The sequence below is a fragment of the Methylotenera mobilis JLW8 genome (assembly GCF_000023705.1).
In the GTDB taxonomy this organism is placed as follows: domain Bacteria; phylum Pseudomonadota; class Gammaproteobacteria; order Burkholderiales; family Methylophilaceae; genus Methylotenera; species Methylotenera mobilis.
Map to the genome: position 1 here is coordinate 772,020 of NC_012968.1, position 15,357 is coordinate 787,376.

At 47.1% G+C, this 15,357-nt stretch carries 19 protein-coding genes; 10 read left to right on the forward strand and 9 right to left on the reverse strand.

Going from position 1 to position 15,357, the window contains the following annotated elements; all coding sequences use genetic code 11:
* Positions 1-61 precede the first annotated feature (61 nt).
* The 3 genes from MMOL_RS03665 to ccoN are packed head-to-tail and all read right to left on the reverse strand — an operon-like array spanning position 62 to position 2,305.
* The gene (locus tag MMOL_RS03665; RefSeq protein WP_015831667.1) at positions 62-199 is read right to left on the reverse strand and encodes a cbb3-type cytochrome oxidase subunit 3; all 138 of its coding nucleotides are present in this window, start codon (positions 197-199) and stop codon (positions 62-64) included.
* 32 nt (positions 200-231) lie between these two features.
* Positions 232-858 (reverse strand): cytochrome-c oxidase, cbb3-type subunit II, encoded by a 627-nt coding sequence (gene ccoO, locus MMOL_RS03670; RefSeq protein ID WP_015831668.1) that lies wholly within the window; start codon positions 856-858, stop codon positions 232-234.
* Between the two features lie 10 nt (positions 859-868).
* The gene (gene ccoN, locus MMOL_RS03675; protein ID WP_015831669.1) at positions 869-2,305 is read right to left on the reverse strand and encodes a cytochrome-c oxidase, cbb3-type subunit I; all 1,437 of its coding nucleotides are present in this window, start codon (positions 2,303-2,305) and stop codon (positions 869-871) included.
* A 222-nt stretch (positions 2,306-2,527) separates the two neighbouring features.
* Between ccoN and MMOL_RS03680 the strand changes: the two genes are divergently transcribed.
* The 6 genes from MMOL_RS03680 to MMOL_RS03705 all read left to right on the forward strand — a co-directional run bounded on the left by MMOL_RS03680 (position 2,528) and on the right by MMOL_RS03705 (position 8,092).
* Complete coding sequence (locus MMOL_RS03680; protein ID WP_148207845.1) at positions 2,528-3,979, forward strand: ABC transporter substrate-binding protein; 1,452 nt, start codon at positions 2,528-2,530, stop codon at positions 3,977-3,979.
* Positions 3,969-4,448 (forward strand): L,D-transpeptidase, encoded by a 480-nt coding sequence (locus MMOL_RS03685; protein ID WP_015831671.1) that lies wholly within the window; start codon positions 3,969-3,971, stop codon positions 4,446-4,448. The genes MMOL_RS03680 and MMOL_RS03685 overlap by 11 nt, the downstream gene beginning before the upstream one ends.
* A gap of 91 nt (positions 4,449-4,539) precedes the next feature.
* Complete coding sequence (gene nikB, locus MMOL_RS03690) at positions 4,540-5,457, forward strand: nickel ABC transporter permease (RefSeq protein WP_015831672.1); 918 nt, start codon at positions 4,540-4,542, stop codon at positions 5,455-5,457.
* Positions 5,458-5,477: 20 nt separating this feature from the next.
* The gene (locus tag MMOL_RS03695; protein ID WP_015831673.1) at positions 5,478-6,269 is read left to right on the forward strand and encodes an ABC transporter permease; all 792 of its coding nucleotides are present in this window, start codon (positions 5,478-5,480) and stop codon (positions 6,267-6,269) included.
* Between the two features lie 12 nt (positions 6,270-6,281).
* The gene (gene nagZ / locus MMOL_RS03700; protein WP_015831674.1) at positions 6,282-7,328 is read left to right on the forward strand and encodes a beta-N-acetylhexosaminidase; all 1,047 of its coding nucleotides are present in this window, start codon (positions 6,282-6,284) and stop codon (positions 7,326-7,328) included.
* 74 nt (positions 7,329-7,402) lie between these two features.
* A complete protein-coding gene (locus MMOL_RS03705; RefSeq protein WP_015831675.1) occupies positions 7,403-8,092 on the forward strand; it encodes a Bax inhibitor-1/YccA family protein in 690 nt (229 codons plus the stop codon).
* 64 nt (positions 8,093-8,156) lie between these two features.
* Here the strand turns inward: MMOL_RS03705 and tadA are convergent, their stop codons facing one another.
* Genes tadA through MMOL_RS03720 form a run of 3 tightly spaced genes read right to left on the reverse strand, consistent with a single transcriptional unit; the run spans position 8,157 to position 10,088 of the window.
* On the reverse strand, positions 8,157-8,654 hold the full coding sequence (gene tadA, locus MMOL_RS03710; RefSeq protein WP_015831676.1) for a tRNA adenosine(34) deaminase TadA: 498 nt from the start codon (positions 8,652-8,654) through the stop codon (positions 8,157-8,159).
* Between the two features lie 55 nt (positions 8,655-8,709).
* A complete protein-coding gene (locus tag MMOL_RS03715) occupies positions 8,710-9,162 on the reverse strand; it encodes a phosphate-starvation-inducible PsiE family protein (RefSeq protein ID WP_041928672.1) in 453 nt (150 codons plus the stop codon).
* An 11-nt stretch (positions 9,163-9,173) separates the two neighbouring features.
* Entirely contained in the window at positions 9,174-10,088 is a 915-nt protein-coding gene (locus MMOL_RS03720; protein ID WP_015831678.1) for a LysR family transcriptional regulator, read from the reverse strand.
* A gap of 258 nt (positions 10,089-10,346) precedes the next feature.
* Here MMOL_RS03720 and MMOL_RS03725 point away from each other — a divergent pair, with 258 nt between their 5' ends.
* From MMOL_RS03725 to MMOL_RS03740, 4 genes are all read left to right on the forward strand, one after another.
* A complete protein-coding gene (locus MMOL_RS03725; RefSeq protein ID WP_015831679.1) occupies positions 10,347-10,958 on the forward strand; it encodes a YceI family protein in 612 nt (203 codons plus the stop codon).
* A gap of 32 nt (positions 10,959-10,990) precedes the next feature.
* Complete coding sequence (locus tag MMOL_RS03730) at positions 10,991-12,070, forward strand: alkene reductase (RefSeq protein WP_015831680.1); 1,080 nt, start codon at positions 10,991-10,993, stop codon at positions 12,068-12,070.
* 7 nt (positions 12,071-12,077) lie between these two features.
* Positions 12,078-12,689 carry a nitroreductase family protein gene (locus MMOL_RS03735; RefSeq protein WP_015831681.1) on the forward strand — a complete coding sequence of 204 codons (612 nt, stop codon included), beginning with the start codon at positions 12,078-12,080 and terminating at the stop codon, positions 12,687-12,689.
* An 89-nt stretch (positions 12,690-12,778) separates the two neighbouring features.
* Positions 12,779-13,150: a thioredoxin family protein gene (locus MMOL_RS03740; protein WP_015831682.1), complete on the forward strand. Its 372-nt coding sequence runs from the start codon at positions 12,779-12,781 to the stop codon at positions 13,148-13,150.
* A 123-nt stretch (positions 13,151-13,273) separates the two neighbouring features.
* Here the strand turns inward: MMOL_RS03740 and MMOL_RS03745 are convergent, their stop codons facing one another.
* Genes MMOL_RS03745 through MMOL_RS03755 form a run of 3 tightly spaced genes read right to left on the reverse strand, consistent with a single transcriptional unit; the run spans position 13,274 to position 15,346 of the window.
* Complete coding sequence (locus tag MMOL_RS03745; protein ID WP_041928529.1) at positions 13,274-13,633, reverse strand: hypothetical protein; 360 nt, start codon at positions 13,631-13,633, stop codon at positions 13,274-13,276.
* Between the two features lie 19 nt (positions 13,634-13,652).
* Positions 13,653-14,672 (reverse strand): peptidoglycan DD-metalloendopeptidase family protein, encoded by a 1,020-nt coding sequence (locus tag MMOL_RS03750; protein ID WP_238524393.1) that lies wholly within the window; start codon positions 14,670-14,672, stop codon positions 13,653-13,655.
* Positions 14,673-14,707: 35 nt separating this feature from the next.
* Positions 14,708-15,346 carry a protein-L-isoaspartate(D-aspartate) O-methyltransferase gene (locus tag MMOL_RS03755; protein WP_041928673.1) on the reverse strand — a complete coding sequence of 213 codons (639 nt, stop codon included), beginning with the start codon at positions 15,344-15,346 and terminating at the stop codon, positions 14,708-14,710.
* Positions 15,347-15,357 lie beyond the last annotated feature (11 nt).

A 15,357-nucleotide genomic window follows, 5' to 3' on the forward strand; every position in this document is an offset into this window, starting at 1 on the left:
TTGTTTTCCTCTAAACTTCTATGATGAAGTTTTAAAAAGTTTTTATTTAGACGTTTAAACTTTAATCATGAGTAAAGGGCAGGTTGGCTGCATCTTTAAATTCTGATGTATTGCGGCGTTTCCAAGCCCATACCATGATGCCGAGAAACACGGCAAAGCTAGCAATCGTGGCAATAATTCGTAACGTATTGATATCCATGGTATTGCTCCTTATTCATTAAAATTTTTAGACTATTTAAGGTGCGTACCTAATACTTGCAAATAGGCAATCACTGCGTCTAACTCTGAAACGCCTTTTGCCTCATCAGCTGCGCTTGAAATTTGCGCATCTGTATATGGCACACCCACTGCGCGTAATGCACGCATATTAGGCGCTAGCGAGTTTGCGTCCACTTTGTTGGTTTCAAGCCAAGGGTAGGCCGGCATGATAGATTCCGGCACTAAATCGCGCGGGTTGATCAAGTGAATGCGTTGCCATTCATCGCTATATTTACCACCTACACGGTGTAAATCTGGGCCAGTACGTTTACTACCCCATTGAAATGGGTGGTCATAAACAAACTCACCAGCAACAGAGTAGTGGCCATAACGCAATGTCTCTGCACGGAACGGACGAATCATTTGTGAGTGGCAGTTGTAGCAGCCTTCACGAATATAAATGTCTCGGCCGGCCAGTTGCACTGCTGAGTATGGCTCTAAACCCTTGATAGGTTCTGTCGTAGATTTTTGAAAGAACAACGGTACAATTTCCACTAAGCCACCAAAAGCAACCACGACCAAGATCAGTACGATCATCAGAAAGTTGTTGGTCTCAATTTTTTCGTGGCTGAAGCCAGTATTTGTATCTTGATTTGACATGATTGTTTCCTTAAGCGTGAGCAGCAACGGCAGGAATGGTCGCCGTAGCAGCTTTGCCATTGGTTGCTGTTTTAATAACGTTCCACAACATGATGGTCATGCCGCTGAGGTATAGTAGGCCGCCTAACATACGGATAATGTAGTAAGGGTGTTTAGCTTTTACTGATTCCACAAAGGTGTAAGTCAATGTGCCATCAGTGTTAATCGCACGCCACATTAAGCCTTCCATCACGCCAGAAATCCAAAGCGCTGCGATGTAAAGCACAATGCCTACAGTTGCCAGCCAGAAGTGCAATTCAATCGCCTTGATGCTGTGCATTTGTTTTTGACCAAACAGACGCGGCACCATGTAGTAGAGCGCACCCATAGAAACCAGACCAACCCAGCCTAAAGCACCTGAGTGCACGTGACCAACAGTCCAGTCTGTGTAGTGTGAAAGTGAGTTAACGGTTTTAATCGCCATCATTGGGCCTTCAAACGTACTCATACCGTAGAAAGACAATGAAACGATCAGGAAGCGCAAGATTGGGTCTGTGCGTAATTTGTGCCATGCGCCAGATAAAGTCATCATGCCGTTAATCATACCGCCCCAGCTTGGAGCTAATAAAATCAATGAGAATGCCATGCCTAATGACTGTGTCCAGTCAGGTAGCGCGGTGTAATGTAGGTGGTGAGGACCTGCCCACATGTAAGTAAAAATCAATGCCCAGAAGTGCACGATAGACAAGCTATATGAGTACACAGGACGGTCAGCTTGCTTAGGAATAAAGTAGTACATAATGCCCAAGAAACCAGCGGTTAAGAAGAAACCAACCGCGTTATGGCCATACCACCATTGCACCATTGCATCTTGTACGCCAGCGTATGCTGAGTATGATTTCATCCAGCTAGCAGGCATCGCCGCGCTGTTAACGATGTGCAATAAAGCAACTGTCAGAATAAATGCGCCAAAGAACCAGTTGGCAACATAAATGTGCTTTACTTTACGTGTGCCGATAGTGCCAAAGAATACAATCGCGTAAGAAACCCAAACCACGGCGATCAGTAAGTCAATTGGCCACTCTAGCTCTGCGTATTCTTTACCTTGGGTGAAACCTAAAGGTAATGAAATTGCCGCCGCTACGATTACCGCTTGCCAGCCCCAGAATGTAAATTTTGCCAATGATGGTAAAAATAGTGTGGTGTGGCAGGTTCTTTGCACAACATAGTATGAGGTGGCAAATAAAGTACAGCCGCCAAATGCAAAAATAACTGCATTGGTGTGCAATGGGCGTAAACGTCCAAAGCTGGTCCAAGGTAAGCCCAGGTTAAGTTCAGGCCAAACGAGTTGTGCGGCGATAATCACGCCTACCAACATGCCGACCACGCCCCAAACCACGGCCATGATAGAAAATTGCCGTACAACTGAATCGTTGTACGTGTTTGATTGCGAATGCGAGACTTGCATTTAGTTCTCCCCCAAAGTGCTATAAAGTGCCATTAAATAATTTAGTGCTAGTTTTACACGTGGCATTTTGTCGCAGCTTGAGGCAATGGCATTTGATGCAAATCAAATGAGCGGTGATTGAGGCTGTTAAAAATGAACTATTTGTTCGGTAGATACATAGAAATACTGCGTTTTTGCATCTGCTTGAATCCTAATTTTTATAAATCAAGTAAACTGATGCGCATGAGATTTTTGAATGTTTTATTGCTAATTTGCTTTTTGCAGCTTAGTGCTTGCGGGGTAGAAAGTAAGCATGAAAATGCCCAGCAGCCTATTCGATTTGCACTGTCGCAAGCACCATTGAGTTTAGATCCACGGGTGGCTACCGACGCCGCCTCTGAGCGTGTGTTGCGTTTGATTTATCAGCCGTTGGTGGATTTTGACCAGCACTATAAGCCCAATCCCAAGCTGGCAACCTGGCAGATGTTGAGTGCTACGGAGTATCTCATCACGCTAAAATCTCCGCGAGCGCCGTTTCATAATCAGCTGCCGCTGAATGCTGCCGATGTAAAGGCAACGTATGATGCCATCACGCAGCTAGCTAATTCTCCACTCAGTGCCGAGTATGCCAATATTCAAAATATCGTAGTGCATGATGAAGACCATTTAACTTTTTACCTTAAGCAACCTGACCCATACTTTGCTGCCAAGTTGATCATTGGCATTATGCCCAAACCATTGTTGGAGCAACAGCATGATTTTGCACGGTTTCCGGTAGGCAATGGCCCGCTGGCGTTTGTTGAGAAAAGTAACAAATTGATGTTACGTAGAACGGCAGATGGGCAGCTAATTACATTAAGTGAAGTGAAAGACCCAACCGTACGCGTGTTGAAGTTGTTGCGTGGTGAAACCGATTTGTTGCAAGGTGAGCTACCAGCGGAATTGGTCAAGTACTTGCAAAGCAAGCCTGATGTCACGGTCAAAACCAGCGTAGGCGCTAATTACTCGTACCTGGGCTTAAACACGCAAGACCCCGTGTTACGCAATATTAAAGTGCGGCAAGCCATTGCCCATGCCATTGACCGCCCCGCATTGATCGAGAAAGTGATGGTCAACCATACCCGTATTGCGGGTGCCATTTTGCCGCCTGAGCATTATGCCGGCAATGCTGACTTAGCCGCCTATGATTACAATCCAACCTTAGCGCAACAGCTGCTACGTGAGTCGGGAGTTAGCTTGCCGCTCAAGCTGGTATACAAGACTTCTACCGATGCGCAACGGGTGCGCATTGCAACCATCCTACAGGCACAGATGCGCCCCGCGGGCATAGAGCTGGAGATTCGCAGCCTGGATTGGGGTACGTTTTTTGAAGATGTGCAGCATGGTAACTTTCAGTTATTTGGCCTTACTTGGGTGGGCATTAAAACGCCTGAGATTTACAGCAAGGTATTTGGCAGTGATAGCGTCCCACCTAATGGATTTAATCGTGGCAGATTTTCTGATCAGCAATTAGACAGCCTGCTAGAAAAAGAAGATTGGCAGGGCGCTACACAACGGATACATGAGCAGCTGCCGTATATTCCGTTATGGTATGAGGGGCAGTTTGCAGTGTTGAATAAAAAAATTAGCAACTACGCGCCAAAACCAGATGGTAATTGGGATGATTTGGCTACAATAAGCACCTATGCAGATTAATATTTCTATTTCGCAGCAGCGTTTGACGCTATTGGATGCGTCAGGCGCGGTAAAAGCCAGCTACACCATCTCTAGTGCGGCAAATGGCATAGGCTGCGAGAAAAATAGCGGTTGCACGCCAATTGGCGCCCATGTGATTCGCGCCAAGATTGGTGGTCAACAGCCCATTAATACCGTGTTTGTAGGGCGCAGACCAACCGGTGAAATCTGTACGCCTGCGTTGATGGCAGAGTTTCCTGACCGTGACTGGATACTGACGCGTATTTTGTGGCTATCCGGCCGTGAAGTGGGCAAAAATCGTTTGGGCAATGTAGACACCATGCAGCGCTATATTTATATCCACGGTACGCCAGATAGCGTGGCGCTAGGCACGCCAGATTCGCACGGCTGCATCCGTATGCGCAACGTAGATATCGTTGCGCTGTTCGATTTGGTTGAGGTTGGCACTACTGTGCTGATTACTGATTAATCCACATGTTGCGTAAATCAACCCCCGCAGGCCCAAAACCATTAGTGCCTCTACCACGCATGCCCCATTCTTACTGGGGTTACGAGAAGTCATGATGGGTGTCATCCAACGTTTAACCAGTCTGTTGACGGTCATTTTTGGCGTATTAGTACTCACCTTCTTGTTGATTCACCTAGTGCCGGGAGATCCCGTCGATGTCATGTTAGGTGAGTCTGCCAACGTGGCGGATCGCGCAGCCTTGCGTGCAGACTTAGGGCTGAATCAGCCCCTGATTCAGCAGTTTGGCCACTATGTGGTAAAGCTGATGCAAGGCGATTTTGGGCAGTCCATACATACGCAAACGCCGATTACTGAGCTAATCAAAGCGCGCTATCCTGCCACCTTGAAGTTAGCACTGCTGTCTTTACTGATCGGTGTAGTGATAGGCGTGCCGCTGGGTGTGTTTGCGGCCCTCAAAGCGGGGCACTGGCAAGACTTTGTGGTCACTATCGTTTCTGTGCGCTTATCTGCGATGCCTGCCTTTTGGCTGGGGCCAGTGCTGATGCTGATTTTTGCAGTCTGGCTAGGCTGGCTGCCGGTGAGTGGTATGGATTCAGAAGCGTCCATTATATTGCCTGCCGTAACCTTGGGGTTTGGCTTAAGTGCGATTTTGACACGGATGACACGTACCAGTTTGCTTGAGGTGTTGAACGATGATTATATCCGCACCGCGCGCGCCAAAGGGCTAAGTGAGCAAACCGTGATTTTGCGTCATGCCTTACGCGCGGCTTTATTACCGATTATTACCATTGTCGGTTTGCAGATGGGCAGCCTGCTGGCGGGTACTGTGATTACTGAAACTATCTTTAGTTGGGATGGCATTGGCCGCTTATTGGTGGAGAGTATAGAAAAGCGTGATTACCCCGTAACACAAGCTTGTGTGCTAATAGTTGCTTTAAGTTATGTGCTGGTGAACCTGTTTACCGACATTTTATATAGTCTGGCCGATCCTAGAGTGCGCCATGCGTAGTAAGCTTAGAAGTTAACGCGATGAAATTTCTATCTTATTCTATTCTAGCGCTTTGGCTGCTTGCAGTGCTGGCAAACAACTTGCTGCAATTTGATGCCAATGCGATTGATCTTAATGTGATTTTGCAAGCGCCGACCACGCAGCATTGGTTCGGTGCCGATGATTTAGGCCGCGATATTTTTGCGCGGGTATTAAGCGGAGTTGAAGTGTCGCTGTGGGTGGCGCTGGTCGTCACCGTCGTGACCATGGCAATAGGCGTATTTGTCGGCTTGCTTGCTGGCTTTTATGGCGGTAGGCTAGATGCAATTTTGATGCAGATTACCGATGTCTTTTTAGCGTTCCCCGGTATTTTATTGGCGATAGCTTTTGCAGCGGTGTTGGGGCCAGGCTTGGGCAATTTAATCTTGGCGCTGTGTTTAACTGGCTGGGTGAGTTATGCGCGGCTAACCCGTGGGCAAACCATGAGTTTGCGCCATCGCCAGCATGTGCAAGCGGCTGAGTCATTGGGGGCAGGGGTGCCGCGCTTGCTGTTTCGCCATATCTTGCCGTTATTAGCCTCAATTTTGGTGGTCGAAGCTACGTATAGTTTAGCCAGTGTGATGATTGCCGAGGCTAGCTTGTCGTTCTTAGGGCTGGGCATACAGGCACCGGATGCATCTTGGGGCGCGATGTTGCGAGATGCTGTACGTTATATGTTGATAGCACCACACTACGTGTTGATTGTAGGTGGCTGCTTGATGAGTTTGATTTTAGCGATTAATCTAGGCGGAGACTATCTACGTGACGCTTTAGATGTTAGAAAACCCGATTAAGAAAGAGATGGCATGAGTTTAGGTCCAGTGATGTTAGATGTGGTCGGCACAGAGTTAACCGATGACGACATTAGGCGTTTAAAACACCCACTGGTGGGTGGCGTGATTCTATTTAAGCGTAATTATGAAAATAATGCGCAGCTTAAAGCGCTGACTGCGAGTATCCACGCTGTGCGTCAGCCGCCATTGTTAATCGCCGTGGATCATGAAGGCGGCCGTGTGCAGCGTTTTAGAGAAGGTTTTACTAAAATTCCACCGATGCGTGAGTTTGGCAAAATCTGGGATAAAAATCCTAAAAAGGCGAAAGAGCTTGCAGTAGAAGCTGGCTGGATTTTAGCTGCAGAGCTTCGTGCGCATGGTGTGGATTTTAGCTTCACTCCCGTGTTGGATATGGATTATGGCGACAGCCTAGTGATTGGCGACCGTGCGTTTCATTTGAACCCACAGGCGATTAGCGACTTGGCTTTTGCACTGATGCAAGGCCTGAAAAAAGGTGGGATGTCAGCAGTAGGCAAGCATTTCCCTGGGCACGGTTTTGTTGTAGCTGACTCTCACGTGAGTATGCCGGTAGATGAGCGCGAGTTTGATCAAATTGCGCAGCACGACATGCAGCCGTTCCGCATGCTGATTGATGATGGCATCCAGGCGATCATGCCTGCACATGTGATTTACCCTAAAGTAGATAGTAAACCGGCTGGCTTTTCTCCACGCTGGTTACAGAAAATACTGCGTGAACGCTTGGGCTTTAACGGTGTCATTTTTAGTGATGATTTAAGCATGGAGGCTGCCACCGCAGGCGGTGATGTCACTGCCCGTGCCTTAGCTGCGCTAAATGCAGGGTGTGATATGGTACTACTATGCAATCAGCCTGCAATGGCTGATGAGCTGTTAGCTAACCTTAACTGGACGATTTCTGCACAAAGCCTGAGCCGCTTAGCGCGTATGCATGGGCATAAGCACCCATTAACGATGGATGCATTGCATGAAAGCGCAGACTTTGTGCGCGCACTACACCAAGTAGCGCAGGTGGGTATTGTAGAAGGCGAGTTGTTCGCTTAACAAAATCCTTGAAACTTAATGCGTAAATCGGTATCTTAGCCTCAGGTGTATTTTTAATTATAAGGAAATAAACAATGTTAGATAACACTCCAGTATTAGGTCGTTCAGAATCGACCGAGTTAGCTACCAATCGAGTTCTGCGTAATACTTACGCGTTGTTGGGTCTGACCATGATCCCAACCGTGATTGGCGCATTTATTGGGATGAATATTAATTTCTCTATCGCTCAACAGCATCCATTCATATTCGCGATTGGCGCAATGGCAGTTATGTACGGTTTGTTCACTGCGATTGCAGCTAACCGTAACAGCAGCTTGGGTGTGGTGCTTTTATTAGGCGTAACCTTCCTGTTGGGCATGTTACTTGGTCCTATCCTGCAACACGCGTTGCATTTAAGTAACGGCGCTCAAATTGTAGGTTTGGCTGCTGGTGGTACTGGCATTATCTTAATGACATTGGCTGGTGTTGCTACTACCACTAAAAAAGACTTTAGCTTTATGGGCAAATTTTTAATGGTAGGTATTGTGTTGATGATCGTTGCTTCATTGGCGAATATCTTCTTACAAATCCCAGCAATGGCACTTGCTATGTCTGCAATTGGCGTGATTCTGTTTTCTGGTTTTATCCTATACGACGTTAGCCGTATCGTTAACGGTGGTGAAACCAACTACGTGATGGCGACATTAAGCCTGTACTTGAGCATTTATAACCTGTTTACCAGCTTGCTACAGTTGTTAATGGGCTTGATGGGTAGTGACGACTAACGACTAATTGTGATTGCATAATCACATAGGTTTAGATTTAAAAAAACCCGCTTCGGCGGGTTTTTTATTGGCGCCGTAGTTTGGCTTGTTTGCGCCGCTCAGAAAAGAAGCTAGATAACATCATGCCGCATTCATCGGCCAGTAGGCCACTGGCAACCGTGGTATGGTGGTTGAGTTTTTGTTCAGCCATCAAGTTGACTACACTGCCGCAGGCGCCGGTTTTCTGGTCGCTGGCACCGTAGACTAGCTTGGCGATGCGTGCGTGTTGTATGGCGCCGGCACACATGGCACAGGGCTCCAATGTAACATACAGCGTGCAGTCAACTAGGCGGTAATTGCCCAAGTGTTGTGCCGCATCACGCATGGCTTGAATCTCGGCATGCGCGCTTGGGTCGTGCAGTGTGATAGGCGCATTGCTGCCACGCCCGATAATCACTCCGTCTTTGACTACAATCGCTCCAACCGGCACTTCACCGGCCAATGCTGCTTGTTTAGCCAATGTTAATGCAATGTTCATAAAGGCTTGGTCTTGCTCGGTTGTGTCTGTGCTTTGGGTGGTCATGTGGGGTTGGTCACGTAAGGGTTAGTCATTGAGTGTGTTAGGCAGTTGCAGGCGTTTAGTCTTGCTGTTTTTGAGCCCAGCGCACCAGCACATAAACCAAACCTAAAACAAAAGCACCACCTACCCATATTGCGATTTCTTCTGTGGTTGGCGAGGCATCCTGCACAGGCATCACGATGAGTTTACGCAAGAACAGTACGAGCACAACTTCAACAAAGGTTTCTACCTGAAGTTTACTGCCTTGCAGGTAGCGTATTTCTGCTGAGATAAGGGCAGAAATCGACCATAGCAGCATCAGTGTACCAAGCGCATGTAAAAAGCCATGTACTAGGTTATGCGCATTGGCCGCGGCGTATACGTCTTTAAAAAACAGCCAGGTAAACATAATGACTGAGGTGGCGAGCGCCAAGCCAATAATGATATGGGCGAATCCGTTCAGCCATTGCATGGCTTTGATGGCAAAGCTGTTGATACGTGCGAAATTTCTAGGTAGTTGCTCTTGTGACATCCTAATGTCTTTCATTGTGCTGGTGATAATAAAATATCATTTATGTCCAGTAATTGGAATTGTTTAATAAACCATTGTTGCGCCTTGCCGCCATCATTGCGCCAGGCGAGGAGGCCCATTACCTCATGTTTTGGTTTTGCCACTTGCTTGATAATGAGCTGGCCTTTGCTGGCGTAATGCTCTGCAATCTTAGTGGGCATGTAGCCTGCACCTAACCCTGCAAGTTGTGCTTGTAGTTTGAAGTGCATGTTTGGCAAGGTCAGAACGTCTTGCCCAGATAAAATGCCCGCAGTTCTCGGCGGCAGGTTGCGCGAGCTATCTGCAGAAGAAATAGCGCGGTGACGAATAATGTCCTCGTCCTGTAATGGGTCTGCAATCTTAGCTAATGGGTGGTGTGGGGCTACTGCATAACTAAACTCCACTAGCCCGATTGGTTTTGTCGTAAAACCGCTGACTGGTGGTGTATCGCCGGGGCAACCTAAAGTGATATCCGCTCGGCCGCTAATTAGCGCATCCCAGCCGCCACCAAATACCTCTTGAGTTAGCTTGATTCTGGTGCCGAAATTCTGGTTATAAAACTTATCTAGTATCGGGTAAATGCGGGTGATATCAAATAAATCATTCACTGCAATGGTCAGCTCGGTTTCTACGCCTTTCGCCACACGTTTAACCCTTGATTCTAACTCGTTTGCGGCATTGAGTAGGTTGCGACCCTCCTTGAGTAGCTCTGCACCGGCTAAGGTCAGCTCTGCCCGGTGTCCGCTACGGTTAAAGAGCTGAACGTTTAAGTCTTCTTCCAGTTTTCTGACTGTGTAGGTGATTGCAGAGGGGACGCGGAAGAGGGACTCCGCAGCGGCAGCAAAGCTACCTTTGCGTGCGATAGCATCTAATACTTCAAGTGACTCTAATGATAGCTTCGTAGACATAATTGGTAGTCAATCTTAGTCAGATTATTTGAATAAAACATGCAAAATTATTAGCTATTAGTATAAAGATATTAGTAATAACATGCTGTTAATTATTCAATTAACTTGAATATTCTTAAAAGTGCACAACATTAAGGTAGCGTTAATGTGAATCTTTAGGCTGAAATCAGGTCTGGGCTTAAGTGGTATTCAGTATCAATATAAAGTAGTTAGTGTAAGTATTGTAATAACAAACTAAGTTCAAAAAAGGGATGGCATATGAAATACGTACATTTAAAAACGACTGCATTATTACTAGGCGCGCTATTTTCTGGCATGAATGCAGCGGTTGCGGCACCGGTTACTTATAAAATTGACGCGGCACATAGTTTTGCTAACTGGAGTGTACGCCATGTGGTGGCAAAAGCGTCCGGTACTTTTAATGAGATTAGTGGCAATATCCAGATTGATGCCGATAATTTAGCCAACTCGTCGGTAGATGCCAAAATCAATGTGCTCAGTGTGAATAGTGGCTTAGCCAAACGTGATGCGCACATTAAGGAAAAAGATTATCTAGATACGGCCAAGTTTGCTGAAATGAGTTTCGTCAGCACCAAAATTGAGGCTAAGAGCGCGACAGAAGGTGTGATGACAGGCAAGTTCACTATGCATGGCGTAACTAAGGAAATTTCTTTGCCGTTTAAGGTGTTAGGTTTTGGTAACGACCCTTGGGGCGGCGAGCGCAGCGGATTTGAGGCAAAAACTTCACTGAAAGCCTCTGATTACGGTTTTGGCTGGGCGTTAAAACCCAATAGTCCAGTCGGTGATGATATTGAGATTATCTTGTTGATTGAAGCAGTAAAACCTGCTGCCGATAAGCCAAAAAAATAATTGAAACATTAAACATTTGTTAGGAGTGAACCATGGCATTAGATCTATTTAGCCCAGTAAAACTAGGCAGTATACAATTGAGCAACCGTATTGTGATGGCGCCGCTTACTCGTAACCGAGCAGGGGCAGGGGGCGTGCCACAGCCTTTGAACGTGACTTACTATGAGCAACGCGCTAGTGCTGGGCTGATTGTGACCGAGGCCACGCCAATTTCGGCGATGGCACATGGCTACCCAGCCTTGCCAGGCATTTATACTGATGCGCAAGTAGCGGGCTGGAAAAAAATTACCGATGCTGTGCATGCTAAAGGCGGCAAGATTGTGATTCAGATTTGGCATGTTGGCCGTATTTCTCACCCTAGTTTGCTGCCAGAAGGTGCGCTGCCAGTTGCGCCATCGGCTATTAAGCCGGCTGGGCAGGCGTTTACTTATCAAGGCCTGGTCGATTATGTAGAGCCACGCGCATTAGCTGTGGGCGAACTGCCTGGCTTGGTTGCGGATTATGTACATGCCACCAAAGCGGCACTGGCTGCTGGCTTTGATGGCGTAGAGATACATGCGGCTAACGGTTATTTATTAGACCAGTTCTTGCGCGATGGTACTAACAAACGCACCGATCAGTATGGTGGTAGTTTTGAAAACCGTGCGCGCCTCTTGTTAGAGGTGACTAAGGCGGTAGTGGAGGTTGCAGGCGGAGATAAAGTTGGTGTGCGACTATCACCGGTCAACCCATTTAACGATATGCAGGATAGCAACCCGCAAGCGCTGTTCAATTATGTGGTGGATGCGCTCAATCAATTTAATTTAGCCTATTTGCACGTGGTAGAGGGCGGTATTCACGGTGGTGGTTTATCTGACCCTTTTGATTTTGATGCGTTACGTAAGCTATTTAAGGGCCCATATATGGCGAACTTGGCTTACGATAAGGCGCGCGGTAATGCAGTGATTGCAAATGGTCATGCAGATGTAGTGGCATATGGTGTACCATTTATCGCAAATCCGGATTTAGTCGCGCGTTTTAAACTAGATGCGCCATTAAATGAAGCGGATTCATCATCATTTTACGGTGGCGCTGAAAAGGGCTACACCGACTACCCATTTCTTGAGGAATAAATTAAATATGCATAACCCGGCGATTACACAAGTAACCATTGATAACACACTGGCAAACCGATGGAGTGGGCGTGCCTATGACGCGACTAAAGGCGTGACACAAGAGCAGGTGATTGCGTTGTTAGAGGCAGCCAGATGGGCGCCATCCTGCTTTGGTGATCAGCCTTGGCGTTTTGTGGTTTGGGATAAAAATACCGATGCAGCTAGCTGGCAGCAAGCTTTTGATTGCTTGGTGCCGGGTAATCAGACTTGGGTGAAAGATGCGCCATTGCTGTTGCTGATATGTGCGGATACCTTGTTTAGCCATAATCAAAAAGCTAATCGTTGGGCGCAGTACGATACCGGTGCTGCCGCAGAAAACCTATGCTTGCAGGCCTCAAGCATGGGCTTGATGGCACACCAGATGGGCGGCTTTGACCCGGACAAAGCGCGCGCTACGTTCAATATCCCAGAGCAGTACACCTTGATGGCAATGATGTCTGTTGGTTACCAAGCGGATATTGCCACATTAGAAGGCGAGATTCTTGCAAGAGAAACCGCGCCGCGTAGCAGAAAACCTTTGTCTGAGCTGTTTTTTGGTGCGACCTGGGGTCAGCCAGTGCCGGGTGTGCGTGAGTAGCGCATTGCTGATGTAAAACTTAACGAAAGATATGGCTTCTGATAAACTGCTATTTTTAGGTATTACCTTACTCAATTAAAGGCAAAATTATGGCAGTTATTGCACTTACCAAAGCTAATTTTAAAGAAACGATAGAAAACAATCCGTTTGTGATTGTTGATTTTTGGGCGCAATGGTGTGATCCATGTGTTGCGTTTATGCCTACTTTTGAAGCTGCGGCCGAGAAAAACCCAGATATCGTGTTTGGTATGGTCAATACAGAAGCTGATCCTGAAATCGGTGAGTACTTTGAAGTATCGCAAATTCCAGGTATTTTGGTGATTCGTGAGCAAGCTGGGATTCATGCGCAAGTGGGTGAAATTGGTGCACCAGCGCTAGATGAAATCATCAAATGGGCACGTGATTTTGATATGACACCGGTGCGTGAGTACTATAAACAACAAGCGCAAGCAGCTAACTAATTGCTAGTATCTTGTCAGTAACAAATAAAAAAGCGGCCTAGGCCGCTTTTTTATTTGTGCTCGGTTGATGTTGCTTAGCTGCGTTAAGTTACTTAGGCTCAGTTGCTAAGTTAGGTTATCAGACTAGAACGAGCCGGTTGTATAGAGCTTGAACAGATAAAATACGCCAATTACCATCATCACGTACATGGGCAAATCACCACTTTTTTTCACTTCTGATTTGTTCGGTGAGCTTATCCATTTATTTAGCAGCCATAGCGCCAGAATGATGACTGGAATCATCAGCATGCTGGTGGTGGATTCAAATAGTTTGCTCATCAGGGTTGAGAGCCAGCCATCTTCACGAAACAACTCTAAGGCAAGGCCAATGATACCTACCAGCATCAGGCCCATGCGTATGGTTGCTGCCAACACGCTGGTTTTACTTTCCGGCTTAATGTCTTTATTTTTCAGGTATTTGTTCGGGTCTTGCTTTGCCATCATTTGCTCCTTAGGCGTTTATTTAATCTGCGCTGAGAAACTTCATTGGGTCTACAGATTTACCTTGTTGCCTGATTTCAAAATGCAGTTTTACTGTATTGCTGTCGGTATCTCCCATTTCAGCAATTTTCTGGCCGCTAGTGACTTGCTGGCCTTCTTTTACCAAAATCAGGCTGTTGTTGGCATACACAGATAAATAAGTGGCACTATGTTTGACGATGACCAGTTTACCGTAGCCGCGCAAATCAGAGCCGCTGTAAATGACTTTACCGGCAGCCGCTGCCTGGATGGGCTGCCCCATTTTGCCTGCGATATCAATGCCTTTATTACCGGCATCATTAAAGTTGGCAATCACTTTGCCTTTAGCCGGCCATGCCCAAGCTAGAGTGCCGCTAGGCTCAGCCTTTGGCTTGGCCTCGGTAGCTGGCTCTGTGGGTTTAACCTCAGGTTTGGTTTCTGTAGCAGGCTTTTCCGGTGTTTTTTCTGGGGCTTTTTCTGCAGTTGGTTTTTTAGCAGCACTAGCCGTAGCCGCTGGAGTGCTGGTGATTGTTTTTGCAGTTGGCAGCGGTTGCTTGTAAGCAGCATCGCTGTAAGGTTCTCGCAGCGCTTTAGGCTCGTTGATGGCGACTGCAACTGGCGGTGCCTGAGTGCTAGTGCTTGCCTCTGGAGCACCATCGTTGCCAAGCGCAAAAGTGGTTACGCCATTGTTGCTATCTTGGCCATTATCTGGTGCTGGGCTGGCTGGTGTACGCGGCTCTGCTGCGGCTGGTGCTTCATTTAGTGAAGCGAATTTGAGGGTTTGCCCAATTTTAATCAGGTAAGGTGCGCTGATGTTGTTAGCTTGGGCAATTTCTTTATAGTCGTAACCATATTCAAGGCCTATGCTATAAAGGGTGTCGCCCTTTTTGACCACGTAGCTTGCAGGGCGCCAGTCTGTACCGGCTTTGTGCGTGGTGATTTTGGTTTGCGGCTTATTGGATTTGGCATGCGGTACACGATCAATCACCGGTGCCTGGGTGGTGCTGCATGCAAAGTTCAGCAATGAAATCAATAAGATGATTAAACAGCGTGACGCATTCATTGTGAAGTGGTGCCGCCAAGTAAGGGAACGAATTTTACAGGTTCTAACTGTGTTTGACGGTAGTCATTTGTCGATACGCGCTCTACAAGATACAGGATCTGCTCATCGGTACCGACCGGTATCACTAAACGACCGCCAACTGCGAGCTGTGCTAATAAATCTTGCGGAATATGGCTTGCGGCAGCGGTAACGATAATCGCGTCAAAAGGGGCGACCTGCGCTAAACCCATATTGCCGTCGGCGTGGTCTAGCTTAACGTTGATGCATTTGAGCTTGCGTAAGTGATCTCGCGCTTTTAATAGCAAAGGACGAATACGCTCTACAGAGTAAACCTCTTTAGCCAGCTTAGATAGTACGGCAGTTTGGTAACCGCAACCAGTACCAATTTCTAGCACTTTTTCCAAAGGTTGGCCATTACGCAGCAACTCAGACATACGGGCAACGATATAAGGCTGTGAAATGGTTTGCCCAAATCCTATCGGTAAAGACACGTCTTCATAAGCACGAATGGAGAGCGCTTCGTCTACGAAAATATGGCGCGCTGTGCTGCCAATAGCAGCTAGCACGACTTCATCTTTAATGCCTTGCTCACGCAGGCGATTAAGCATGCGATCGCGCGTACGTTGCGATGTCATGCCGATACCAG

Bases quoted from the DNA above. Each gene is read 5' to 3' on its own strand.
- MMOL_RS03665 (WP_015831667.1), bottom strand. From the start codon at position 199: ATGGATATCAATACGTTACGAATTATTGCCACGATTGCTAGCTTTGCC.
- ccoO (WP_015831668.1), bottom strand. From the start codon at position 858: ATGTCAAATCAAGATACAAATACTGGCTTCAGCCACGAAAAAATTGAG.
- ccoN (WP_015831669.1), bottom strand. From the start codon at position 2,305: ATGCAAGTCTCGCATTCGCAATCAAACACGTACAACGATTCAGTTGTA.
- MMOL_RS03680 (WP_148207845.1), top strand. From the start codon at position 2,528: ATGAGATTTTTGAATGTTTTATTGCTAATTTGCTTTTTGCAGCTTAGT.
- MMOL_RS03685 (WP_015831671.1), top strand. From the start codon at position 3,969: ATGCAGATTAATATTTCTATTTCGCAGCAGCGTTTGACGCTATTGGAT.
- nikB (WP_015831672.1), top strand. From the start codon at position 4,540: ATGATGGGTGTCATCCAACGTTTAACCAGTCTGTTGACGGTCATTTTT.
- MMOL_RS03695 (WP_015831673.1), top strand. From the start codon at position 5,478: ATGAAATTTCTATCTTATTCTATTCTAGCGCTTTGGCTGCTTGCAGTG.
- nagZ (WP_015831674.1), top strand. From the start codon at position 6,282: ATGAGTTTAGGTCCAGTGATGTTAGATGTGGTCGGCACAGAGTTAACC.
- MMOL_RS03705 (WP_015831675.1), top strand. From the start codon at position 7,403: ATGTTAGATAACACTCCAGTATTAGGTCGTTCAGAATCGACCGAGTTA.
- tadA (WP_015831676.1), bottom strand. From the start codon at position 8,654: ATGACCACCCAAAGCACAGACACAACCGAGCAAGACCAAGCCTTTATG.
- MMOL_RS03715 (WP_041928672.1), bottom strand. From the start codon at position 9,162: ATGTCACAAGAGCAACTACCTAGAAATTTCGCACGTATCAACAGCTTT.
- MMOL_RS03720 (WP_015831678.1), bottom strand. From the start codon at position 10,088: ATGTCTACGAAGCTATCATTAGAGTCACTTGAAGTATTAGATGCTATC.
- MMOL_RS03725 (WP_015831679.1), top strand. From the start codon at position 10,347: ATGAAATACGTACATTTAAAAACGACTGCATTATTACTAGGCGCGCTA.
- MMOL_RS03730 (WP_015831680.1), top strand. From the start codon at position 10,991: ATGGCATTAGATCTATTTAGCCCAGTAAAACTAGGCAGTATACAATTG.
- MMOL_RS03735 (WP_015831681.1), top strand. From the start codon at position 12,078: ATGCATAACCCGGCGATTACACAAGTAACCATTGATAACACACTGGCA.
- MMOL_RS03740 (WP_015831682.1), top strand. From the start codon at position 12,779: ATGGCAGTTATTGCACTTACCAAAGCTAATTTTAAAGAAACGATAGAA.
- MMOL_RS03745 (WP_041928529.1), bottom strand. From the start codon at position 13,633: ATGATGGCAAAGCAAGACCCGAACAAATACCTGAAAAATAAAGACATT.
- MMOL_RS03755 (WP_041928673.1), bottom strand. From the start codon at position 15,346: ATGACATCGCAACGTACGCGCGATCGCATGCTTAATCGCCTGCGTGAG.